The sequence below is a fragment of the Streptomyces sp. NPDC057638 genome, assembly GCF_042800315.1.
Classification (GTDB): Bacteria; Actinomycetota; Actinomycetes; order Streptomycetales; family Streptomycetaceae; genus Streptomyces.
Map to the genome: position 1 here is coordinate 1 of NZ_JBHVHF010000020.1, position 20,236 is coordinate 20,236.

The 20,236-nt window shown below is 74.2% G+C and carries 21 protein-coding genes and 1 riboswitch; of the genes, 10 read left to right on the forward strand and 11 right to left on the reverse strand.

Features of this window, described 5'->3' with window-relative positions; all coding sequences use genetic code 11:
* Nucleotides 1-28: 28 nt before the first annotated feature.
* From ACFVIM_RS04965 to bioB, 6 genes are all read right to left on the reverse strand, one after another.
* Nucleotides 29-1,042, reverse strand: coding sequence for a hemolysin family protein (locus tag ACFVIM_RS04965; RefSeq protein ID WP_384298558.1), 1,014 nt, complete (start codon nucleotides 1,040-1,042; stop codon nucleotides 29-31).
* Nucleotides 1,039-2,415 (reverse strand): hemolysin family protein, encoded by a 1,377-nt coding sequence (locus ACFVIM_RS04970; RefSeq protein WP_384298559.1) that lies wholly within the window; start codon nucleotides 2,413-2,415, stop codon nucleotides 1,039-1,041. Before ACFVIM_RS04970 ends, ACFVIM_RS04965 begins: the two co-directional genes overlap by 4 nt.
* A 317-nt stretch (nucleotides 2,416-2,732) precedes the next feature.
* Nucleotides 2,733-3,206 (reverse strand): GNAT family N-acetyltransferase, encoded by a 474-nt coding sequence (locus ACFVIM_RS04975; RefSeq protein WP_384298561.1) that lies wholly within the window; start codon nucleotides 3,204-3,206, stop codon nucleotides 2,733-2,735.
* A gap of 245 nt (nucleotides 3,207-3,451) precedes the next feature.
* Nucleotides 3,452-4,165 carry a dethiobiotin synthase gene (bioD, locus tag ACFVIM_RS04980; RefSeq protein WP_384298564.1) on the reverse strand — a complete coding sequence of 238 codons (714 nt, stop codon included), beginning with the start codon at nucleotides 4,163-4,165 and terminating at the stop codon, nucleotides 3,452-3,454.
* 345 nt (nucleotides 4,166-4,510) lie between these two features.
* Nucleotides 4,511-5,776 (reverse strand): adenosylmethionine--8-amino-7-oxononanoate transaminase, encoded by a 1,266-nt coding sequence (locus tag ACFVIM_RS04985; RefSeq protein WP_384298661.1) that lies wholly within the window; start codon nucleotides 5,774-5,776, stop codon nucleotides 4,511-4,513.
* Nucleotides 5,777-5,858: 82 nt separating this feature from the next.
* A complete protein-coding gene (gene bioB, locus ACFVIM_RS04990) occupies nucleotides 5,859-7,112 on the reverse strand; it encodes a biotin synthase BioB (RefSeq protein WP_384298566.1) in 1,254 nt (417 codons plus the stop codon).
* A gap of 499 nt (nucleotides 7,113-7,611) precedes the next feature.
* Here bioB and ACFVIM_RS04995 point away from each other — a divergent pair, with 499 nt between their 5' ends.
* A complete protein-coding gene (locus ACFVIM_RS04995) occupies nucleotides 7,612-8,751 on the forward strand; it encodes an 8-amino-7-oxononanoate synthase (protein ID WP_384298569.1) in 1,140 nt (379 codons plus the stop codon).
* 304 nt (nucleotides 8,752-9,055) lie between these two features.
* Here the strand turns inward: ACFVIM_RS04995 and ACFVIM_RS05000 are convergent, their stop codons facing one another.
* The 3 genes from ACFVIM_RS05000 to ACFVIM_RS05010 all read right to left on the reverse strand — a co-directional run bounded on the left by ACFVIM_RS05000 (nucleotide 9,056) and on the right by ACFVIM_RS05010 (nucleotide 10,996).
* On the reverse strand, nucleotides 9,056-9,532 hold the full coding sequence (locus ACFVIM_RS05000; RefSeq protein ID WP_384298571.1) for a C40 family peptidase: 477 nt from the start codon (nucleotides 9,530-9,532) through the stop codon (nucleotides 9,056-9,058).
* Nucleotides 9,533-9,537: 5 nt separating this feature from the next.
* A riboswitch (cyclic di-AMP (ydaO/yuaA leader) is annotated at nucleotides 9,538-9,706 on the reverse strand.
* A gap of 347 nt (nucleotides 9,707-10,053) precedes the next feature.
* Complete coding sequence (locus tag ACFVIM_RS05005; protein WP_384298573.1) at nucleotides 10,054-10,362, reverse strand: hypothetical protein; 309 nt, start codon at nucleotides 10,360-10,362, stop codon at nucleotides 10,054-10,056.
* A gap of 7 nt (nucleotides 10,363-10,369) precedes the next feature.
* Nucleotides 10,370-10,996, reverse strand: coding sequence for an ATP-dependent Clp protease proteolytic subunit (locus tag ACFVIM_RS05010; protein ID WP_384298575.1), 627 nt, complete (start codon nucleotides 10,994-10,996; stop codon nucleotides 10,370-10,372).
* A gap of 269 nt (nucleotides 10,997-11,265) precedes the next feature.
* Between ACFVIM_RS05010 and ACFVIM_RS05015 the strand changes: the two genes are divergently transcribed.
* The 7 genes from ACFVIM_RS05015 (at nucleotide 11,266) to ACFVIM_RS05045 (ending at nucleotide 16,527) form a co-directional block, all read left to right on the forward strand.
* Nucleotides 11,266-11,556 carry a type II toxin-antitoxin system Phd/YefM family antitoxin gene (locus ACFVIM_RS05015; protein ID WP_384298578.1) on the forward strand — a complete coding sequence of 97 codons (291 nt, stop codon included), beginning with the start codon at nucleotides 11,266-11,268 and terminating at the stop codon, nucleotides 11,554-11,556.
* A 292-nt stretch (nucleotides 11,557-11,848) separates the two neighbouring features.
* On the forward strand, nucleotides 11,849-12,151 hold the full coding sequence (locus tag ACFVIM_RS05020) for an urease subunit gamma (protein ID WP_384298580.1): 303 nt from the start codon (nucleotides 11,849-11,851) through the stop codon (nucleotides 12,149-12,151).
* 13 nt (nucleotides 12,152-12,164) lie between these two features.
* A complete protein-coding gene (locus ACFVIM_RS05025; protein WP_384298581.1) occupies nucleotides 12,165-12,482 on the forward strand; it encodes an urease subunit beta in 318 nt (105 codons plus the stop codon).
* Entirely contained in the window at nucleotides 12,475-14,196 is a 1,722-nt protein-coding gene (locus tag ACFVIM_RS05030) for an urease subunit alpha (protein WP_384298584.1), read from the forward strand. Before ACFVIM_RS05025 ends, ACFVIM_RS05030 begins: the two co-directional genes overlap by 8 nt.
* A gap of 103 nt (nucleotides 14,197-14,299) precedes the next feature.
* A complete protein-coding gene (locus tag ACFVIM_RS05035) occupies nucleotides 14,300-14,968 on the forward strand; it encodes an urease accessory protein UreF (RefSeq protein WP_384298585.1) in 669 nt (222 codons plus the stop codon).
* A gap of 117 nt (nucleotides 14,969-15,085) precedes the next feature.
* Nucleotides 15,086-15,784, forward strand: coding sequence for an urease accessory protein UreG (gene ureG / locus ACFVIM_RS05040; RefSeq protein WP_384298587.1), 699 nt, complete (start codon nucleotides 15,086-15,088; stop codon nucleotides 15,782-15,784).
* Nucleotides 15,781-16,527 (forward strand): urease accessory protein UreD, encoded by a 747-nt coding sequence (locus ACFVIM_RS05045; RefSeq protein WP_384298590.1) that lies wholly within the window; start codon nucleotides 15,781-15,783, stop codon nucleotides 16,525-16,527. The genes ureG and ACFVIM_RS05045 overlap by 4 nt, the downstream gene beginning before the upstream one ends.
* Before the next feature lie 107 nt (nucleotides 16,528-16,634).
* On the opposite strand, the gene ACFVIM_RS05050 is transcribed toward ACFVIM_RS05045, so the two are convergent.
* Complete coding sequence (locus ACFVIM_RS05050; protein WP_384298593.1) at nucleotides 16,635-17,327, reverse strand: lysophospholipid acyltransferase family protein; 693 nt, start codon at nucleotides 17,325-17,327, stop codon at nucleotides 16,635-16,637.
* Between the two features lie 647 nt (nucleotides 17,328-17,974).
* On the opposite strand from ACFVIM_RS05050, the gene ACFVIM_RS05055 reads away from it, so the two are divergent.
* Nucleotides 17,975-19,327 carry a diacylglycerol/lipid kinase family protein gene (locus ACFVIM_RS05055; RefSeq protein WP_384298594.1) on the forward strand — a complete coding sequence of 451 codons (1,353 nt, stop codon included), beginning with the start codon at nucleotides 17,975-17,977 and terminating at the stop codon, nucleotides 19,325-19,327.
* 166 nt (nucleotides 19,328-19,493) lie between these two features.
* On the forward strand, nucleotides 19,494-19,952 hold the full coding sequence (locus ACFVIM_RS05060; protein WP_384298596.1) for an ATP-binding protein: 459 nt from the start codon (nucleotides 19,494-19,496) through the stop codon (nucleotides 19,950-19,952).
* An 88-nt stretch (nucleotides 19,953-20,040) separates the two neighbouring features.
* Here ACFVIM_RS05060 and ACFVIM_RS05065 read toward each other — a convergent pair whose 3' ends face one another.
* Entirely contained in the window at nucleotides 20,041-20,199 is a 159-nt protein-coding gene (locus ACFVIM_RS05065) for a hypothetical protein (RefSeq protein WP_384298599.1), read from the reverse strand.
* Between the last annotated feature and the right edge of the window lie 37 nt (nucleotides 20,200-20,236).

Below are 20,236 nucleotides of genomic sequence, written 5' to 3' on the forward strand. Positions count from 1 at the left end.
GTCCGGGCCGTCGGGCGTCGCGTTCCGGTCAGTCGGTGCGGCCGACCAGTTCCCGCAGCACGTCCTCCATCGTCACCAGACCGGCGGGCTCGCCGTCCTCGTCGAGCACGGCCGCCAGATGGGTGCTGCTGCGGCGCATCGCCGTCAGCACGTCGTCCAGCGGGGTCGCCGCCCGCACCCGGGCGATCGGGCGCAGCGCCGAGACCGGGAACGCCTCGTCGCGCGGGGAGGCGTCCAGAGCGTCCTTCACATGGAGATAGCCCAGGATGCTCCGGTTGGGGTCGATCACCGGGAAGCGGGAGAACCCGGACTCCGCCGACAGCAGTTCCAACTGCTCCGGCGTCGTGCCCACCCGGGCCGACACCACCCGCTCGACCGGCATCACGACATCGCGGACCGGGCGGCGGCCCAGCTCCAGCGCGTCCCTCAGCCGCTCGGTCGCGCGGTCGTCCAGCAGTCCGGCGTCACCCGCGTCCGAGACCATCCGCGACAGCTCGTCATCCGAGTAGGTCGCCGCCACCTCGTCCTTCGTCTCCACCCGCAACAGCCTCAGCAGGGTGTTGGCGAAGGCGTTGATGGTGAAGATCACCGGCCGCAGACCACGGGCCACGGCCACCAGCGGCGGACCCAGGAGCAGCGCGCTGCGCTCCGGCTCGGCCAGGGCGATGTTCTTCGGCACCATCTCGCCCAGGAGCATATGCAGATAGGTGGCGAGCGCCAGCGCGATCACGAACGAGATCGGATGGATCGCCCCCTCGGGCACGCCCAGGGAGTGGAAGACCGGCTCCAGCAGATGGGCGATGGCGGGCTCGGCGACGATACCCAACACCAGGGTGCAGAGCGTGATGCCGAGCTGTGCCGCCGCCAGCAGCGCCGAGACATGCTCCAGGCCCCACAGCACACTGCGGGCGCGCCGGTCGCCCGCCTCGGCGGCGGGCTCGATCTGGCTGCGCCGGACCGAGATCAGGGCGAACTCGGCCCCGACGAAGAACGCGTTGACCACCAGGGTCAGCAGACCGATCAGCAACTGGATCGCGGTCATCGCTCACCCTCCCGTGTGCTCGACGGGACACCGGAGGCGGGGGAGGCCCCGGCGTCGGCGCTGGTGACGGTGTCAGGCGCGTGCATCAGGACGCGCGCCGCACGCCGTCCGGAGGCGTCGACCACGTCGAGCCGCCAGCCCTCCAGATCGATACGGTCGCCCTCGGCCGGGATCCGCCCCAGCTCGGTGGCGACCAGTCCCGCCAGCGTCTCGTAGGGCCCCTCGGGCACCTTCAGACCCACCCGCTCCAGCTGGTCGGTACGGGCGGCGCCGTCGGCGGACCAGAGCGAGCGCCCGTCGGCGTCCCGGCCCGCGGCCGCCAGGTCGGGCGTCTCCTGCGGGTCGTGTTCGTCCCGTACCTCGCCGACGACCTCCTCGACGATGTCCTCCATCGTGACCACACCGGCCGTGCCGCCGTACTCGTCGATGACGACGGCCATGGTGGAACGGCCGCCGAGACGGTCCATCAGCCGGTCGACCGTGAGGGTCTCCGGCACCAGCAGGGGTTCGCGCAGGATCTGGGCCACGCTGGTGCGCGGCCGCTCGGCGGCCGGGACCGCCAGGACGTCCTTGATGTGCGCGATCCCGACGACGGTGTCGAGATTGCCCCGGTAGACGGGGAAACGGGAGAGACCGGTGGCCCGGGTGGCGTTGGCGACGTCCTCCGCCGTGGCCTGTGTCTCCAGGGCGGTGACCTGGACCCGGGGGGTCATCACGTTCTCGGCGGTCAGCTCCGCCAGGCTCAGGGTGCGGACGAACAGCTCGGCCGTGTCCGCCTCCAGCGCGCCCTCCTTCGCGGAGTGACGGGCGAGCGCCACCAGCTCCTGCGGGCTGCGCGCGGAGGCCAGCTCCTCGGTCGGCTCGAAGCCGAGCCGGCGCAGGATGCGGTTGGCGGTGTTGTTGAGATGGCTGATCAGCGGCTTGAAGGCGCCGGTGAAGAGCCGCTGCATCGGGGCCACGACCTTCGCCACGGCCAGCGGGGAGGAGATGGCCCAGTTCTTCGGCACCAGCTCACCGACGACCATCAGCACCACCGTGGAGAGCGCGGTACCGAGGACGAGGGCCAGCGAGGAGGCGATCGACTCGGAGATCCCGAGGTCCTGGAGCGGACCACGGATGATCTTGGCGATCGAGGGTTCGGAGAGCATACCGACGACCAGATTGGTCACGGTGATGCCCAGCTGGGCCCCGGAGAGCTGGAAGGTCAGACCGCGTACGGCCTTGAGGGCGCTCGCCGCGCCGCGCTCACCGCGCTGGACGGCGCCCTCCAGCTCGGAGCGCTCGATGGTGGTGAGGGAGAACTCGGCGGCGACGAAGACACCGCACGCCAGCGAGAGCAGCAGTGCCACGACCAGAAGGAGCACTTCTGTCATCGGGTCACCACCGCCCCGCGGCGGAACGGACAGGGAAGCGGGGAGCGGCGGCCGACGCGATGACGTCCGCTACTGGGAGGTTCGTCCATGGACGGACGCTCACACCTTTCGTACGGAGAGTAAGGGTGCTCCCATCGTAAAGGACCAGCAAAGGGACATCGCGGGAAGGGCCGGACCGGCGCCGTGACGACGGGTCCGGCCGCCGGCCCGTCCCCCAGCGGCTCCCCAGCTTGTCCGGAGCGGCTTCCACCAGGTCACCCCAGCCTGTCGGGAGCGGCTTCCGTCAGGTCACCCCAGCCTGTCGGGAGCGGCTTCCGTCAGGCTCTCCTCGGCTGGTCCGGAGCCGCTGCGCCACCGTTGTCCCAGCCCGTCCCCAGCGGCTTCACCCAGCGTCGCCACTGGTCCTCACGGTGGTACCCGGCGGAGGCCCACACCCGGTGCGCCAGCTCATTGGCCTCCAGCACCATCGCGTCCCCGCGCCGCCCGCCGAGCGCGGCGAACCGCCGCTCGGCCGCGCCCAGCAGGGCCTTCGCGATGCCCTGGCCCCGGTGCTCGGGGATCACCGCCAGCCGGTAGAGCGAACAGCGCCACCCGTCGAACCCGGCGATCACCGAGCCGATCAGCCGCCCCTCGTACTCGGCCAGGATCAGCGCCTCCGGATCGCGGGCGATCAGGCCCCGTACCCCGTCCACGTCATCACTGACACTGGTGCCCTTGGCGGCGACCGCCCAGAGCCGCAGGATCTCCCCGGCCTCGTCGGGGCGTGCCGCGCGTAGCTGTATCTCGATCATGGAGAGGAGCCAAGCACGGTCCGCACCGCCGCTGCCAGGGACTTTCCCGGTACGAGAGCGGGCTGACGGGAGGGGCGGCGGACGCGGGTGGGGTGACGTCGGGCCGGTACGGAGGGACGGTGCGAAGGGCGGTACGGGGGGACGGTACGGAGGGGCCGGGCCGGGTGGCCCGGGTCAGCCAACCGGTCGGGTCAGCCAGGCCGACCGGGGCGGGCCGCCGGGCCGGACCAGGCCGCCGGGCCGGTTCAGCCGACCGGGGCGGGAAAGGAGTGACCGTCCCAGCCGCCGCCGAGTGCCGGGGTGAACCAGTCGGCGGCCCGGGCCCGGAAACCCTCCGGGTCGAGCCGCCCGGCGCCCTCGGGAACCGCGCCCAGCAGCGGCGCGCCCGCACAGACCGGCAGATCCGCCAGATTGCAGCGCGCCGCCAGGTCCGGTGCGGCGGGCCAGGCGCCGACGACCACCCCGAGCTGCTCCAGCCCGCGCGCCCGCAGCGCCTCACCGGTCAGCGCGACCGAGTTGAGCGTGCCGAGCCCGGCCGGGGCGACCACGAGGACGGGCGCCGCCAGCAGCCGGGCCGCGTCGGCGAGCGTGGAGCCCTCGGCGTCGAAGTGGACCAGCAGCCCGCCCGCGCCCTCCACCAGCACCAGGTCATGGTCGGCGGTGAGACCCGTCACCGCCTCGGCGATGGCGTCCGGGCCCAGCCCGGGAAGCCCGGCACGGCGGGCGGCGGTGGCGGGGGCGAGCGGCTCCGGGTACCGGGCCAGCTCCAGCCCGCTGACCGCACCGCCGAGCCGGGCCACCTCGGCGAGGTCGCCGGGCTGGTCCGGGGCGATACCGGTCTGGGCGGGTTTGACGACGGCGACCCGCCGGCCACGGGCGCGGGCCAGGGCCGTGAGCCCGGCCGTGACGACGGTCTTCCCGATCTCGGTGCCGGTGCCGGACACGACGATGACGGTCATGGTGCCTCTCTGGGGGTGGTGCTGTCGTTCGGTGCGGTGGGGGCGTGCGGGTTCACCCCGTACGGGGGCGTACGGGGTGCGATGCCGACAACGCCGGGGCATCCCCACCGGGACCTCAGGGCCCAGAGGCGGGGGGTACCGTCTCGGGCCGCAGGGCCCAGGGGGCGGGGTACTGCCTCGGGTCGCAGGGGCCAGGGGCGGGGGTACTGCCTCGGGTCGCAGGGGCCCAGGGCCGGGGGTACCGTCTCGGGCCGCAGGGCCCAGGGAGGGGGCACCACCCGGGCCGCAGGGCCCAGGGGGCCGGACGCCGACCAGGCGGGACTCGGCGACCCCGGCCCAGGCGGGTCAGCCCGCGCGGGCCGCCGCGAGGACACCACGGCAGACCTGGGCCAGGTCCTCCGCGCCCATCACATACGGCGGCATCACATAGACCAGATCGCGGAAGGGCCGCAGCCACACCCCGGCCCGTACGGCCGCCTCGGTCGCCGCGCCCATGTCGACCGGATGGTCGAGCTGGACCACGCCGATGCCGCCGAGGACCCGTACGTCCTTGACCCCGGGCAGTTCGGCCGCCTCGGCCAGCCCCTCGCGCAGCCCCGCCTCCAGACCGGCGACCTCGCCCCGCCAGTCCCGGGAGAGCAGCAGGTCGAGGGAGGCACAGGCGACGGCGGCGGCCAGCGGGTTGGCCATGAAGGTGGGGCCGTGCGCCAGGACCGGGACCTCGCCGCGTGAGATGCCCTCGGCCACCCGTGGGGTGCACAGGGTCGCGGCCATCGAGAGATAGCCGCCGGTCAGCGCCTTCCCCAGACACATGACGTCCGGGCAGACACCGCCCTGCTCGGCCGCGAAGAGGGTGCCGGAGCGGCCGAAGCCGGTGGCGATCTCGTCGAAGACGAGCAGCACCCCCGCGTCGTCACACGCCTCCCGCAGCACCCGCAGATAGCGCGGGGAGTGGAACCGCATGCCGCCCGCGCCCTGCACCACCGGTTCGACGATCACGGCGGCCAGCTCGTCGGCGTGCCGGGCGATCAGCTCCCGCAGGTGCTCGGCGTACGACTCGTCGTACTCGGCGGGCGGCGCGGCGGCGAAGATCTGCTCCGGCAGGACGCCCGACCACAGCTGGTGCATCCCGCCGTCCGGGTCGCAGACCGCCATCGGCTGCCAGGTGTCGCCGTGGTAGCCGCCGCGCCAGGTCAGCAGCCGCCGCTTCTGCGGCCGTCCGACCGAGCGCCAGTACTGGAGGCACATCTTGACGGCGACCTCGACCGCCACCGAACCGGAGTCGGAGAGGAAGACATGGCGCAGCGGCTCCGGGACGACCTCGATCAGCGAGGTCGCCAGCCGGACGGCGGGCTCATGGGTGAGCCCGCCGAACATCACATGGCTCATCCGGTCCACCTGGCCCCGCACGGCCTCGTTGAGGACCGGGTGGTTGTAGCCGTGGATCGCCGCCCACCACGAGGACATGCCGTCCAGCAGTTCGCGGCGGCCGTGCGCCGGCTCGGCGAGCCGCAGCCGTACCCCGGCGGCGGACTCGACCACCAGCGGGTCGACCAGACCGGGCATCGGACCGTACGGATGCCAGACGTGCGCCCGGTCGAGCGCGGTCAGCTCGGCGGCGGTGAGCCGCGCGGACCCGGCCCGCGCCGTGGACGCCGCGGATTTCTCGGGCCCTCCGGTGAACACGGCCATCTCAGGCGTTGGGGGCGAGATCGGTGCCCGCGCCGCGTCGGCGCACGGTCACCAGGTCGGTACGGGGGCTGGGCGCGGCCTCCTCGGCGGGGGCCGGGGCATGACCGCCGCAGGGTCCGCAGCCGCCGCCCGCCCCGGCGTGGGAACCACAGCCCCCGCCCGCCTCGGTGTGCGAGCCGCAGCCGCCACCGGCCGGGGCGGCGGCCTTCGTCCCGCATCCCGCCCCCGATACGGCGGCCGCCAGCGCGTCGGCGCGGTGGGTGGGCAGGGTGGTGGTGCCCGCGCCCTCGACCTCGAACCCGGCGTCCTTGATCATGTCGAGGTCGGCCTGACCGGCCTGGCCCTCACTGGTGAGGTAGTCACCGAGGAAGATCGAGTTGGCCAGGTGCAGCGCCAGGGGCTGCTGGCTGCGCAGGTGCACCTCGCGCCCGCCCGCGATCCGTACCTCCACGTCCGGGCAGACGAACCGGACCATCGCCAGGATCCGCAGACACCGCTGCGGGGTGAGGTTCCACTCCTTGGCCAGCGGGGTGCCCTCGAAGGGGATGAGGAAGTTCACCGGGACGGAGTCCGGGTCGAGTTCCCGCAGCGAGAAGACCACGTCCACGAGGTCCTCGTCGCTCTCGCCCATGCCCGCGATCAGCCCGGAACAGGCGGAGAGCCCCGCGGCCTGCGCCTGGTGGACCGTGTCGACCCGGTCGGCGTAGGTGTGGGTGGTGGTGATCTCGCCGTAGGTGGCCTCGGAGGTGTTGAGGTTGTGGTTGTAGGCGTCGGCGCCCGCGTCGCGGAGCCGTTCGGCCTGGCCCGCCGAGAGCAGTCCGAGACAGGCGCAGACCTCGACGCCCTCGTTCTGCTCCTTGATGGTCTCGATGGTCTGGGAGACCCGGTCGATGTCGCGGTCGGTGGGACCCCGGCCGCTGGCGACCAGACAGACCCGCTTGGCGCCGCCGGCGACCCCGGCCGCGGCGGCCTCGGATGCCTCTTCGGGCTTGAGCCAGGTGTACTTGAGGATCCCGGCCTTCGAACCGAGCCGCTGAGAGCAGTACGAGCAGTCCTCGGGGCAGAGCCCGGACTTCAGGTTGACCAGGTAGTTCAGCTTCACCCGGCGGCCGAACCACTGACGGCGCACCTTGCCCGCCGCGGCCACCACGTCGAGCAACTCGTCATCGGACGTCGCCAGGACGGCGAGCGCCTCTTCACGGGTCGGCGTCTCGCGCCGGAGCCCCTTGTCCACCAGCGTGTTCAGCAGGTCCATGGCGCCGATCCTGACCTACGCCGCGGGGCGGACGGAAGGTGGAAACCCACAAGAGACCGCCAATGAGGTGTGTGTATGGCCACATCCGCTCCTTGAGTGACCCCGGCTAGGGTCTGTGCGCTGGCTCCAGGAGGTTTCCGGTGGTGGCGGCCTGGTGCGGGCGGCGTACGCCACCTCGCGCGCCGGGTCCCGCCGGTCGGGTGCCCGCCCGCCACCTGTCCGTTCCATCGCCGTCTGTCGCCCATCCATCCCGTTCCGGCCCACCCGTACGTTCGATCGCCGACCATCCCTTCCGTTCCGTGGTGATCACCCGGACGAGACCTCCGTTCCGCCCGCCCGTCCGTCCGTCCCCGTACGCCAGGCACACCGATCCGCCACCCCGCCCGGCACGGTGACGGGATCCACCGCCGTGGAACCCGGCCTCCCGAGCCCGCCGCCGCCCGGGACCGTGCCCGCGCCCCTCAACGAACCGTCAGACCCGACAGAGGACCGGACCCCTATGACCGAGGACCCATTCGACTGGATCGACGACGAGTCGCGCCGCCGTGAACGGGCGGGCCTGGTGCGGAGCCTGCGCCCGCGCCCGGCCGACTCCCCGCTGCTGGACCTGGCCGGGAACGACTACCTCGGCCTCACCCGGCACCCCGAGGTCACCGAGGCCGCCGCCGGGGCCGCCCGCCGCTGGGGGGCGGGTGCCACCGGCTCCCGGCTGGTCACCGGATCCACCGCGCTCCACGCCGAACTCGAAACGGAACTGGCCGCCTTCTGCGGGTTCGAGGCCGCCCTGGTGTTCTCCTCCGGTTACGCCGCCAACCTCGCCGCCGTGACCGCGCTCAGCGGCCGGGGCTCGCTCGTGGTCTCCGACGCCGCCAACCACGCCTCGATCGTGGACGGTTGCCGGCTCTCCCGCGCGGAGACGGCGATCGTCCCGCACGCCGCCCCCGAGGCGGTGCGCAAGACCCTGGAGGCCCATCCCGGGTGGCGGGGGCTCGTGGTGACCGACGCGGTCTTCTCCGTCGACGGGGACGCGGCCCCCCTCACCGAACTCGCCGCGATCTGCCGGGAGCGGAGCGCGGCACTGCTGGTGGACGAGGCGCACGGCCTCGGGGTCCTGGGCGAGGGCGGCCGGGGCGCGCTGGCCGGGGCCGGGCTCGCGGGCGCCCCCGGCGTGGTGGCCACCCTCACCCTCTCCAAGGCGCTCGGCAGTCAGGGTGGCGCGGTGCTCGGCCCCGCGCGGGTCATCGACCATCTCGTCAACACCGCGCGCTCCTTCATCTTCGACACGGGGCTGGCCCCGGCCGCCGCCGGGGCGGCCCTCGCCTCCCTGCGGCTGCTGCGCCGCGAGCCGGAGCGGGCGGCACGGGTACGGGCGGTGGCGTCCGCGCTCCACGACGGTCTGGTCGCACGGGGTCTGGTCGCGGTGCGGCCGGACGCGGCCGTGGTCTCGGTGCGGGCGCCCTCACCGGAGGGGGCGCTGGCCTGGGCGGCGGCGTGCCGGGAGGCGGGGCTGGCCGTCGGCTGCTTCCGGCCGCCCGCGGTGCCGGACGGGATCTCCCGGCTGCGGCTGACCGCCCGCGCGGACCTGACGGACGACCAGGTCGCCCAGGCCCTCCGCACCATCGTCGCCACCGCGCCCTGACCGCGCCCTGACACGGTGCTGACGGGGCTTTGAGCAGTGCCGTGCGTCCGGTGGGCTCCGCCCGGACGGACGGCACCACCACGGATGCGGGCGGGCAGGGCGATGGTGCGCTTCCCGACGGCGGGCGGGACGGTGGTACCGGCGGTGGGCGCGCCGCGCCCCGCTCCGAGCGGTGCGGGGCGGCCCGGGTGGCCCCTCGTCGCCGGACCCGTCCCGTACGCCGTCGGCCGTCCCGACCCGTGCGGGCGGACCGTTCCGTCGCGTACGGGAACGGTCCGGCCCCGGTCCCGGGGCGCGCGTGCCCTCAGCCGATGCGCCCGTACTTGACGCGCTTGGTCCAGATCTTGTCCAGCTTCACCCAGGAACCCCGCTTGGGCGAGTGCCAGATCTTCCCCTTTCCGGCGTAGATGCCGACGTGGTAGACGCCCCGGCGGGAGTGGAAGAAGACCAGATCGCCGACGCGGCGGGACTTCGAGGAGATCTTGCGGCTGGAGTTGTACTGCTGCTGTGCCGTCCGGGGGAGCCGCTTGCCCGCCTTCTTGTACGAGTAGAGGGTCAGCCCCGAACAGTCGAACCGGTGCGGCCCCACCGCGCCGTACTTGTAGGGCGAGCCCTTCTTCGAGGCCGCGATCTTGAGCGCCTTGCCCGCGACGGCCGACGCGGCGTGTGCCTCGGAGGTGCCGCCCGGGGCGAGCAGGGAGCCGCCCATGGCGGCGAGGGTGAGGGCCGTGACGGTGCTCGCCCGGCTCATCAGGAACGGGACGTTGTACTGCGTACTCATGCACGCAACCCTTCGTCAGCCGCCTGTGAAGGGTGACCTGTCGGGTTCGGGCGGACGAAGGTGCCCGGCCGCGTACGCGGCTTCACCCCAGGGACCCGCCGGATGTCCGGCGGCGCCCCGGTACTGCCTGGGTCCTCCACTCCTGCCGTCCACTGCTGTCGACCAGTCGTCCGAAGCGGCGGCAGGACTCGGCGTCCGCCCGGACCGCCCCGCCGAGGTGACGGGGGCTTGTCGTCCCACGGATCTTGACCCACGCGCCGTCAAATATCCGGCTGGAAACGGCGGTATGTGAGTTTTCACACCCTTCGTCCGTTGGAGTGGACAGGGGGAGGCGCGGGCTCGGCGGCTTGTCCCGCCCGACGGGGCAGCCTGCCCACATCGGCTGCGGAATAGGGCATTCCGGATACCTCGCCGCGCGCCGATCCCTACCGCGTCGCAACTCGGAGACCGCCCCTGGCCATCCGTCGGATCCATCGAACGGGGGAGTTTCGCGATCACCCGGACGGCGGTTGACCGCGGGCTCAGTCACCCTCCCGCGGGGGCACGGTGACCCGGCGGGCCCGGCGCTCGCCGTCGAGGACCCGCAGCGCCCGCGCCAGCGTCTCCCGGTGCAGCTCGCTCTCGCCCCGCCGGTGCATCAGCTCCAGGGCGTCCCGGAGCGCCGTCGCCCGGCCGACCAGGGCCTGCGCCGCGCGCAGCGCGCCGTAGGTGTGCTCGGTGCGGGCCGGGTTGATCCGGCCCACCAGGTCCACGACGGCGAGAAAGCCGTCGACCAGCTCGCCCTCGGCCCGGGTCAGCGCGGGCAGTGGTGGGGGTTCGGGTGGGGGCACGGCCGCCTCACCGGGCCCCGGCGGTGCCGGGCCGCCGGGAGACGACCTGGTCCACCAGTCCGTACTCCAGGGCCGCCCCGGCGGTCAGGAACCGGTCCCGCTCCAGGTCGTCGGCGACCCGCTCCGCCGTCCGTCCGGTGTGCCGGGCCAGCAGTCCGGCGAGCTGCGCCCGGAGCCGGAGCAGCTCGGCGGCCTGGACCTCCAGATCGGAGGGCTGTCCGTCCACCGGCTCGCCGAGCGCGGGCTGGCGCAGGATGATCCGCGCGCCCGGCAGCGCCATTCGCATCCCCGGGGTGCCCGCCGCGATCAGCAGCGCCGCCTCCCCGGCCGCCTGTCCGAGGCAGACGGTCTCCACATCGCACCGGATGAGCTGGATGGTGTCGTAGATGGCGGTCATCGCCTGGAGCGAGCCGCCGGGGGAGTTGACGTACAGCGAGAGGTGCCGGTCCGGCTGGGCGTACTCCAGGTAGAGGAGTTGGGCGATGACGTCGTTGGCCGCCGTGTCGTCGACAGCGGTCCCGAGCATGACGATGCGTTCCGCCAGCAGCTTGGAGTAGGGGTCGAGGGTGCGCACCCCCTGGGAGGTGCGCTCGGTGAACTCCGGCAGGACATGGCGCGCGGCGGGGCGGTGCATGACGTCTCCTTCGTCTCGGCGTAAAAAATGTACAGGACGTACAGAATGGGGGAAGGGGTTTTCCGGACAGGAGTCCGGGACGGGCTGCCCGGCCGGAGTGCGGCCGGGGCCGGGCGCGCGGGGCCGGGGCCGGACGGGCAAGGTCGGGGCCGGTTGGCCCCTTCGCGCCACCGCGCGCTGCCGTTTCCCGGCCAAACCGCCGCTGACCTGCGAATTCAAAGGCGGTCATGACCGGTGTGGTGCCCGGCGTCGCCGATTAAGCTGGGGGCATGGCCTACGAGATTCCGGTGACGCAAGCCCGAGCGGAGCTCGCCGATCTGATCAACCGCGTGGTGTACGGCGGTGAGCGCGTCGTGGTGACCCGGCACGGTAAGCCGCTGGTGGCGCTGGTCTCCGCCGCCGATCTGGAGCGGCTCGAAGAGCAGCCGGAGGCGGCGGGGGAGCAGATCGTCGGCACCATCTCCACCCTGAGCCGGGTCACCCCCGGCGCCCCCGCCGAACGGTCCCGCTTCGGTCTCACGGCCGAACACCGCCGCCCCGACGTGCCGGGCGGCGGATGATCCGTACGGCGGTGTCACGCCGTTCCTCTGAGGGGGGTGACCCGGGCGGTTGAGGGCCGCCGCGCGGCAGGGCGGGCGGACCGGTGCCGCGAGAACACGGCGAGCCCGTACCGCGGGCCCCGCCCCGGCTCCCGCCCCGCCCCGGCTCCCGTGGCCTTCCGCGCCCGCCCCGGCTCCGGTCCCTCCCGTCCCTCCCGTCCCTCTCGCGAACGACAGTTAACGCGGACGAAAAACTCCCCGCCTACCGTTCACCCCGGCCCGCCGGAGGCCGGACGGACAGTGAGGTGGACGGATGAGACTCTCCCCGCACGAGCGCGAGCGACTGCTGATCCATGTGGCCGCCGACGTCGCCGAGCGCCGCCGGGCGCGCGGGGTGCCGCTCAACCACCCCGAGACGGTCGCCCTCATCACCGCCCATGTCCTCGAAGGCGCCCGCGACGGGCGGTCCGTCGCCGATCTGATGGCCTCAGGACGGGAGGTCGTGCGGCGCGCCGAGGTCATGGAGGGCGTGCCCGAGATGATCCATGACGTCCAGGTCGAGGCGACCTTCCCGGACGGAACCAAGCTCGTCACCGTCCACCACCCCATCGTCTGAGCGGGCCGCGCCGATGATCCCCGGGGAGATCCTCCACGCCGATACGCCGGTCCCGCTCAACGCGGGTCACCAGGCCGCGCGCATCACCCTCGTCGTCGTCAACACGGCCGACCGGCCCGTGCAGATCGGCTCCCACTACCACTTCGCGGAGGCCAATCCGGGCCTCGACTTCGACCGCGCCGCCGCGCGGGGACGACGGCTCGACATCCCGGCGGGCACCGCCGTGCGCTGTGAGCCCGGGATCCCGGTGGAGGTCGCCCTCGTCCCCATCGGCGGACGGCGGATCGTGCCCGGACTGCGCGGCGAGACGGGAGGGCCGCTCGATGGCTGAGCTGGACCGGGTGGCCTACGCCGACCTCTACGGACCCACCACGGGTGACCGGATCAGGCTCGCCGACACCGATCTCCTCGCCGAGATCGAGGAGGACCGCTGCGGTGGCCCCGGCCGCGCGGGCGACGAGGCCGTCTTCGGCGGCGGCAAGGTGCTGCGGGAGTCCATGGGCCAGGCCCGCGCCGCGCGCGCCGACGGCGCGCCCGACACCGTGATCACCGGCGCGGTGATCATCGACCACTGGGGTGTGGTCAAGGCCGACATCGGCATCCGTGACGGCCGGATCACCGGCATCGGCAAGGCGGGCAACCCGGACACCATGGACGGGGTCCACCCGGAGCTGGTGGTCGGACCCGAGACCGAGATCATCTCGGGCAACGGCAGGATCGTCACGGCGGGTGCCGTCGACGCCCATGTCCACTTCATCTCGCCCACCCTGATCGAACAGGCCCTGGCCACCGGTGTCACCACGCTCGTGGGCGGCGGCACCGGCCCCGCCGAGGGGAGCAAGGCGACCACCGTCACCCCCGGTCCCTGGCATCTCGCCCGGATGCTGGAGGCGCTCGACGGCCAGCCCGTGAACATCGGGCTGCTCGGCAAGGGCAGCACCACCTCACGGGACGCCCTCCACTCCCAACTCCGGGGCGGGGCGGTCGGGTTCAAGATCCATGAGGACTGGGGGGCCACCCCCGCCGTCATCGACACCTGTCTGGGGGTCTGTGAGGAGACCGGGGTCCAGCTCGCCATCCACACCGACACCCTCAACGAGGCCGGATTCGTCCAGGACACCCTCGCCGCCGTCGCGGGCCGCACCCTGCACGCCTACCACACCGAGGGCGCGGGCGGAGGGCACGCGCCCGACATCATCACGGTCGTCGGCGCGCCCCATGTGCTGCCCAGCTCCACCAATCCGACCCGGCCGCACACCGTCAACACCGTCGAGGAGCACCTCGACATGCTGATGGTCTGTCACCACCTCAACCCGGCCGTCCCCGAGGACCTCGCCTTCGCCGAGTCCCGGATCCGGCCCTCCACCATCGCGGCCGAGGACATCCTGCACGACCTCGGCGCGATCTCGATCATCTCCTCCGACTCCCAGGCCATGGGCCGGATCGGCGAGGTGGTGCTGCGCACCTGGCAGACCGCGCATGTGATGAAGCGCCGCCGTGGCGCCCTGCCCGGGGACGGGCGCGCCGACAACCACCGCATCCGGCGCTACGTCGCGAAGTACACCATCAACCCCGCCGTCGCCCAGGGCCTCGACCGCCATATCGGCTCGGTGGAGCCCGGGAAACTCGCCGACCTGGTGCTGTGGGAGCCCGCCTTCTTCGGTGTCCGCCCGCTGCTGGTGCTCAAGGGCGGCCAGATCGCCCACGCCCAGATGGGCGACGCCAACGCCTCCATCCCCACTCCGCAGCCGGTCTTCCCCCGGCCCATGTTCGGCGCGCTGGGGCGGGCCGCCGCGCACGGCTCGCTCACCTTCACCTCGGCGGCGGCGATCGAGGACGGGCTGGCCGAACGGCTGGGCCTGGCGAAGCCCTGTGTCCCCATCACCAGCACCCGGCGGCTCGGCAAGGCGGATATGCGGGAGAACGACGCGCTGCCCCGGGTCGAGGTCGACGCGGACACCTTCACGGTGACCATCGACGGCGAACGGGTCGAGCCCGAGCCCGCCGCCGAACTGCCGATGGCCCAGCGCTACTTCCTCTTCTGAATCCTGTCCCTCCGGTCGCTCCTCCCGGTCCTCTTCCCGGCCCGACCACCGAGCGTCGTCCCGCCGCCCCGCCCCGCCCCGCCCCGAGCCCGTCGAGGTGATCATGAACGCCCGTGCCGCCCTGCTCGTCCTCGCCGACGGGCGGTTCCCCGCGGGAGGTCACGCCCACTCCGGCGGGGTCGAGGCCGCCGTCGCGGCGGGCCGGGTCCGTGACGCGGCCGGACTCGCCGCCTTCTGCCAGGGGCGGCTGCACACCGCCGGACTCACCTCGGCGGCCCTCGCGGCCGCCGCCGCGCTGGGGGAGGAGGATCCGCTGGACCTGGACGAGGCGGCCGACGCCCGCACCCCCTCACCCGCGCTGCGCGCGGTGGCCCGGCGGCTGGGCCGGCAGCTCACGCGTGCCGCCCGCGCCGTCTGGCCCAGCGCGGAACTCGACGCGCTCGCCGCCGCCCGGCCGCGCGGCGCCCATCAGCCCGTCGTCCTCGGGCTGACCGCCCGCGCCGCCGGTCTGGGGCCCGGGGACGCCGCCCACTGCGCCGTCTACGAGTCCGTCAGTTCCCCGGCGACCGCCGCCGTCCGGCTGCTGGGGCTCGATCCGTTCGAGGCCACGGCCGTCCTCGCCGCTCTCGCACCGGAGCTGGACGAGACGGCGGCCCGCGCCACCGCCGCAGCGCGCGGGGGCATCCCGGCGCTGCCCGCCGCCTCCGCGCCCCTGCTCGACATCACGGCCGAACAGCACGCGGCCTGGCCGGTCCGGCTGTTCGCCTCGTGACGCCGGGCGCCGCCGCGCGAACCCCGTGCCCGCGCCCGTACGCGCCTGCGTACGGAGGGCCGCGGCCCCCCGTACCGACACCACCACCTGTCTGGTCACAAACCCGAGGAGCACCCCATGCATCTCCACCACACCCGTGAGCACCCCGAGGCCATCAGCGCCGACGCCCGGCGGCCCGACGGGCGGCGCAGGGCGCTGCGGGTGGGGCTCGGGGGGCCCGTGGGATCAGGGAAGACGGCGACCGTGGCCGCGCTCTGCGCGGCACTGCGCGGACGGTACGAGATCGGGGTGGTGACCAACGACATCTACACCCGGGAGGACGCCGAGTTCCTGCTGCGGGCGGCCGTGCTGCCCGCCGAGCGGATCCGGGCCGTGGAGACCGGGGCCTGCCCCCACACCGCGATCCGCGACGACATCTCGGCCAACCTGGAAGCGGTCGAGGAACTGGAGGAGGAGACGGGACCGCTCGACCTGGTCCTCGTGGAATCCGGCGGGGACAATCTGACCGCGACCTTCTCGCGCGGGCTGGTCGACGCCCAGATCTTCGTCATCGACGTCGCGGGCGGGGACGACATCCCGCGCAAGGGCGGCCCCGGGGTCACCACCGCCGACCTCCTCGTCGTCAACAAGACCGATCTGGCCCCCCATGTCGGTTCCGACCTCGGCCGGATGGCGCGCGACGCGAGGGAGCAGCGCGGGGAACTGCCCGTCGTCTTCACCTCGCTGCGCGGGGCGGGGGAGGAGGGCGGCCACGGCGGCGGGGTCGGCCCGGTCGCCGCGTGGATCACCGGACGGCTCGCCGCGTGGGCCGGGTGAGCGACCGTCCGCGCACCGGGGTACGGGCGACCGCGCGGATCGTCGCCACCCGCGAGGGAGTGCCGGTCCTGCGCGGTGAGGGGCCCCTGGCGCCGCGCCGTACCCGCGGCGGCGCCGACCGCGCGCACTCCCGGGTCACCCTCGTCGGCGCGATGAGCGCGCCCCTGGGCGGTGACCGGCTCACCGTCGAGGCCGAGGTGGCGGAGGGGGCCCTGCTGGAGGTCACCACCGCCGCCGCCACCCTCGCCCTGCCGGGGCCAGGGGGCGCGCCCGCCCACTACGACGTACGGCTGCGGATCGCCGACGGCGCCGAACTGCGCTGGCTGCCCCAGCAGCTCATCTCGGCCCACGGCAGCGCGCTGCGGGCCCGCACCGAGGTGACGCTGGCGGCGGGCGCCCGGCTCGTGCTGCGCGAGGAGCAGATCCTCGGCCGGTACGGCGAGCCGCCCGGTGATCTCGCCGCCCGGCTCACCGTGCGCCGCGCCGGACGCCCGCTGCTCGACCAGGAGACCCGGTACGGTCCGGGAGCGCCCGGCTGGGACGGCGGCGCGGTCCTCGGCGGGCACCGGGCCGTGGGCCAGCTGCTGGTGGTCGACCCCGCGCTGGCCGGCCGGCCGCCCGCGCCACGGACGTTCGGCGACAGCGCCGTACTCACTCCGCTGGCGGGCCCCGCCTACCTGGTCACGGCGGTGGCGCCGGACGCGCGGGCACTGCGGGGGCTGCTGGACGCGGCCGGGCCCTGAACGGATGCCGGGCGACGGGACGCGCGGGCCCGGCGCGATCCGTCACAGGTGCCCCGGGCTCAGGAAGGGGCCGCCGCCCTCCGCCCCGCTCCTGCCTCACTCCCTCCTCACTTCTTCTTCGTCTGTTCCAGCTCCGCCTTCACCTCGGCCGCGTACCGGTCCACGTACTCCTGTCCGGAGAGGGTGAGGATCGCGTACATGATCTCGTCCGTGACCGCGCGGACCGCCGTCCTCTCGTTCTCCATCCCCGCGTACCGGGAGAAGTCCAGCGGCTCGCCGAAGCGGACCGTGACCCGGCGGATCCTCGGCAGCACCTGGCCGGGGGGCTGGATCTCGAAGGTGCCCACCATCGCGCAGGGGACCACCGGCACCCCCGCCGTCAGCGCCATCACCGCGACCCCGACCTTGCCCTTGTAGAGCCGCCCGTCGTGGGAGCGGGTGCCCTCCGGGTAGATGCCGAGCAGCTCCCCCTTGGCGAGCACGCCCAGGCCCTCGCGGATCGCCGCCCGCCCGGCCTCCTTGCCGGAGCGGTCCACCGGGATCTGACCGGCGCTGCGGAAGAACGCGGCGGTCAGCCGGCCCTTCACCCCCGGGCCGGTGAAGTACTCCGCCTTGGCCAGGAAGGTGATCCGCCGTCTGAGGATCGCGGGCATCAGGAAGTGGTCCGAGAAGGACAGATGGTTTCCCGCGATGATCGCCGCGCCCTCCTCGGGAATGTGTTCCAGGCCCTCGATCCGAGGACGGAACAGCAGCTTCAGCAATGGCCCCAGGACGACGTGCTTCAGCAGGTGGTAGAACACGGCGCTCCCACTTCGTCGGTCTCGGCGGTCTGCGGAGGCTCTCCCAGACCCGGGCGCGGTGCCCCGGCCGGGGCGGGTGGCGGCGGCCGACCCTGTTCGTGGCCGTTCGTGGCCGTTCGTGGCCGTTCGTGGCCGTCGCGGCCGCCGTCATGGCGCGTGCCGGATCCCGCTCGCCGCCCGGGCCGTTCTCCGGCGGCCCGGCCGCCGGGCGGGTTCCGGTCCGATCGTACGCACACCCCCGGGGCGTCCGCCCCGTGTTGGATACCACCGCCGGGGCGTCCCGGCATCCGGCGCCCGGCTCGTGCGCCCGGGAAGCCGCTCCGCGCGGCCGTCGCCGCCCTGCCTCCGTGGGCCATGGCGCACCCGCCACCGTCCCGGGCGGGGCGATCGACGGAGGGTGGCCGGATCCTCGGGGACGGGACGAACGGCAGGAGGCGCCGGGAAGGTTCCGATGCTCACCCGCCCAGCCCCGCCGGGGTGCTCCCCGGCCCGGCGGCGGGCAGATTGGCGTGACGTACCGGCGTACCCGCGTACCGGACGGGCGGCGTACCGGACGGGCGGCGTACCGGACGGGCGGCGTACCGGACGGGCGTCGGAGGCGGGCGGCGGGGCGGGCGGGCATCAGGAGACGGGAGACGGGACGCGCGATGGGCCAGGCGGAGAGCGGCGGCGGGGGCGCGGCCGCCCGACTGCTGGCGCGGCTCGCCGTGCTGGCGGCGGTGGGTGTCCTCGTGGTGCTGGTGGTGGCGCTGGGCGAGACCGGGCTCGTGGTCGCCGCCGCCGGGCTGCTCGGGGTGGTCGTCTGCGCCGCCGGTGTGTGGTGGCTCCTGGCCTACCGGGGCGTGGTGCGCCTGTTCGGGGCGGCCGTGGCGGTCGCGGCACCCGTGCTCGTCCTGGTGCTCTTCACCGTCGAGGGCCTCTGGCTCACGGCGCTCCTGCTGGCCGTCTGCTGGGCGCTGGCCCTGGCCTGTGCCAGGGCGGCGCTGCGCCGGTCGGATCCACGGCGGGAGCGGCGCGCGGTCGCCGCGCACCGGCCGGGGCGACCGGTGCTGATCATGAACCCGAGGTCCGGTGGCGGCAAGGTGGGCCGGTTCGGGCTGGCCGACCGGGCCCGCGAACGGGGCGCGCGGGTGATCCTGCTCGACCCCGGCGCCCCGGCCGATGTGGCCGCGCTGGCCCGCGCGGCGGTCGCCGGGGGAGCGGATCTGCTGGGGGTGGCGGGCGGCGACGGTACCCAGGCCCTCGTCGCGGCCGTCGCCGCCGAACACGATCTGCCGTTCCTTGTCATCCCGGCCGGTACCCGCAACCACTTCGCCCTGGATCTCGGCCTCGACCGCGCCGACCCGGCCCGCGCCCTGGACGCGCTCACCGACGGCGAGGACGTGCGGGTCGACCTCGGTGTGGTCGCGGGCCGCGCGTTTGTCAACACGGTCTCGTTCGGGGTGTACGCCGATGTGGTCCAGCACCCCGACTACCGCGACGCCAAGGCGGGCACGGCGCTCGACCTCATGCCGGACCTGCTGGTCGGCGAGGGCGTCCGGCGGCTGGAGGCGCGGGCGGACGACACGCCGCTGTCGTCCCAGCGGGCGCTGCTGGTCAGCAACAACCCGTATCTCTCGCCCGATGTGCTCGGTGGCACCGGGCGCAGACCGCGGCTGGACTCGGGTGAGCTGGGGGTGCTCGCGATCCGGGTGGAGGGCGCGGCGCAGGCCGCCGACCTGGCGGTGCGGGGCGCCCAGTCCCGTGGGCTGACCGTGCTGACCGCGCGGCGGGTGGAGGTGACCGTGGCGGGGGCGGAGGTCGGGGAGATCTCCGTGGCGGTGGACGGTGAGGCGCTGCGGCTGCCCACTCCGGTCGTGTGCGCGCTGCGTCCTGGTGCGCTGCGGGTGCGGGTGCCGCGCGACCGCGCGACCGTCCCCGTGGCCGCCCCGCCGGTGGAGTGGCGGCGTCTGCTCCGGCTCGCGTTCGGCCGCTCCCGCCGAGCGGCACCGGAGCCCTGACGGCCGGCGCCGCCGGGAGGGCGCGGGCCAGCCGGGTGATCTGTTGCGGACCAGGGCGCCCGCCGTCACTCTGGGCAGTGACCCATATGCGGTACGCGGTCACTCTTCGCACTCGGGGGTCCGTGGTCCGAGGAGTCGGCCGACCGCGGAACAAGGAGCCACGGTCATGTACGTCACGGCCGCCCGCCGATACGCCCTGGAAGTACCGGCCACCGTCGAACGGATCCCCCAGATAGGGCGCATCCTCGCCGCCCATCTGCGCTACTGGAGGCTCGACCCCCACACCGTCCCCGTCTGCCGCGCCGTCGGGGAACTGCTCACCAACGTCGTCCGCCATGTCAGCGGCGACAAGCTCTGCGAGGTGGAGCTGCGCTGGACCGGACGCCTTCTGGTCGCCTCCGTCGCCGACCACGACCCGACCCTGCCCGCGCTGCCGTCACCGCCGTCGCCGGACGACGCCCGGCCACCGCGCGGCGGGCTCGCCACCGTCGCTCTGCTCAGCGACACCTGGGGCACCCGCGCCACCCCGACCGGCAAGGTCATCTGGTTCAGCCGCCGGGTGACCGAGACCGAGTGGCTTCCGCGCCTCACCGCGCCGCCGCACGCCCTCCCGGCGCCGCCGTGAGCCCGTCGGCGTACCCGTATCCGTACGCCTGGCACACGCGGAGTCACAGACGTACGGATACGGGGACGCGGCGGCCGCGGCGGTCCCGTCAGCCGCCGCGCGAGGCGACCACACCGATCGTGACCAGGCCCAGCACCACCCAGCCGAACCAGAGCCAGCCGTTGCTCCCGAGCGCCACCGTGTAGGCGGTCACGACCACCAGGGTCGCGACCGTCAGCACTCCCATCGTCTTCGTGGAACCGGACATATACGCCCTCCTTGGCCGAAGGACGGCCCTGGCCGCC

What these genes read in the sequence shown, in the direction of transcription:
- ACFVIM_RS05030 (WP_384298584.1), top strand. Translation starts at nt 12,475, where the DNA reads ATGGCTGAGCTGGACCGGGTGGCCTACGCCGACCTCTACGGACCCACC.
- ACFVIM_RS05020 (WP_384298580.1), top strand. Translation starts at nt 11,849, where the DNA reads ATGAGACTCTCCCCGCACGAGCGCGAGCGACTGCTGATCCATGTGGCC.
- ACFVIM_RS05055 (WP_384298594.1), top strand. Translation starts at nt 17,975, where the DNA reads ATGGGCCAGGCGGAGAGCGGCGGCGGGGGCGCGGCCGCCCGACTGCTG.
- ACFVIM_RS04995 (WP_384298569.1), top strand. Translation starts at nt 7,612, where the DNA reads ATGACCGAGGACCCATTCGACTGGATCGACGACGAGTCGCGCCGCCGT.
- ACFVIM_RS04970 (WP_384298559.1), bottom strand. Translation starts at nt 2,415, where the DNA reads ATGACAGAAGTGCTCCTTCTGGTCGTGGCACTGCTGCTCTCGCTGGCG.
- ACFVIM_RS04975 (WP_384298561.1), bottom strand. Translation starts at nt 3,206, where the DNA reads ATGATCGAGATACAGCTACGCGCGGCACGCCCCGACGAGGCCGGGGAG.
- ACFVIM_RS05035 (WP_384298585.1), top strand. Translation starts at nt 14,300, where the DNA reads ATGAACGCCCGTGCCGCCCTGCTCGTCCTCGCCGACGGGCGGTTCCCC.
- bioD (WP_384298564.1), bottom strand. Translation starts at nt 4,165, where the DNA reads ATGACCGTCATCGTCGTGTCCGGCACCGGCACCGAGATCGGGAAGACC.
- ACFVIM_RS04965 (WP_384298558.1), bottom strand. Translation starts at nt 1,042, where the DNA reads ATGACCGCGATCCAGTTGCTGATCGGTCTGCTGACCCTGGTGGTCAAC.
- ACFVIM_RS05000 (WP_384298571.1), bottom strand. Translation starts at nt 9,532, where the DNA reads ATGAGTACGCAGTACAACGTCCCGTTCCTGATGAGCCGGGCGAGCACC.
- ureG (WP_384298587.1), top strand. Translation starts at nt 15,086, where the DNA reads ATGCATCTCCACCACACCCGTGAGCACCCCGAGGCCATCAGCGCCGAC.
- ACFVIM_RS05065 (WP_384298599.1), bottom strand. Translation starts at nt 20,199, where the DNA reads ATGTCCGGTTCCACGAAGACGATGGGAGTGCTGACGGTCGCGACCCTG.
- bioB (WP_384298566.1), bottom strand. Translation starts at nt 7,112, where the DNA reads ATGGACCTGCTGAACACGCTGGTGGACAAGGGGCTCCGGCGCGAGACG.
- ACFVIM_RS05060 (WP_384298596.1), top strand. Translation starts at nt 19,494, where the DNA reads ATGTACGTCACGGCCGCCCGCCGATACGCCCTGGAAGTACCGGCCACC.
- ACFVIM_RS05015 (WP_384298578.1), top strand. Translation starts at nt 11,266, where the DNA reads ATGGCCTACGAGATTCCGGTGACGCAAGCCCGAGCGGAGCTCGCCGAT.
- ACFVIM_RS05025 (WP_384298581.1), top strand. Translation starts at nt 12,165, where the DNA reads ATGATCCCCGGGGAGATCCTCCACGCCGATACGCCGGTCCCGCTCAAC.
- ACFVIM_RS05010 (WP_384298575.1), bottom strand. Translation starts at nt 10,996, where the DNA reads ATGCACCGCCCCGCCGCGCGCCATGTCCTGCCGGAGTTCACCGAGCGC.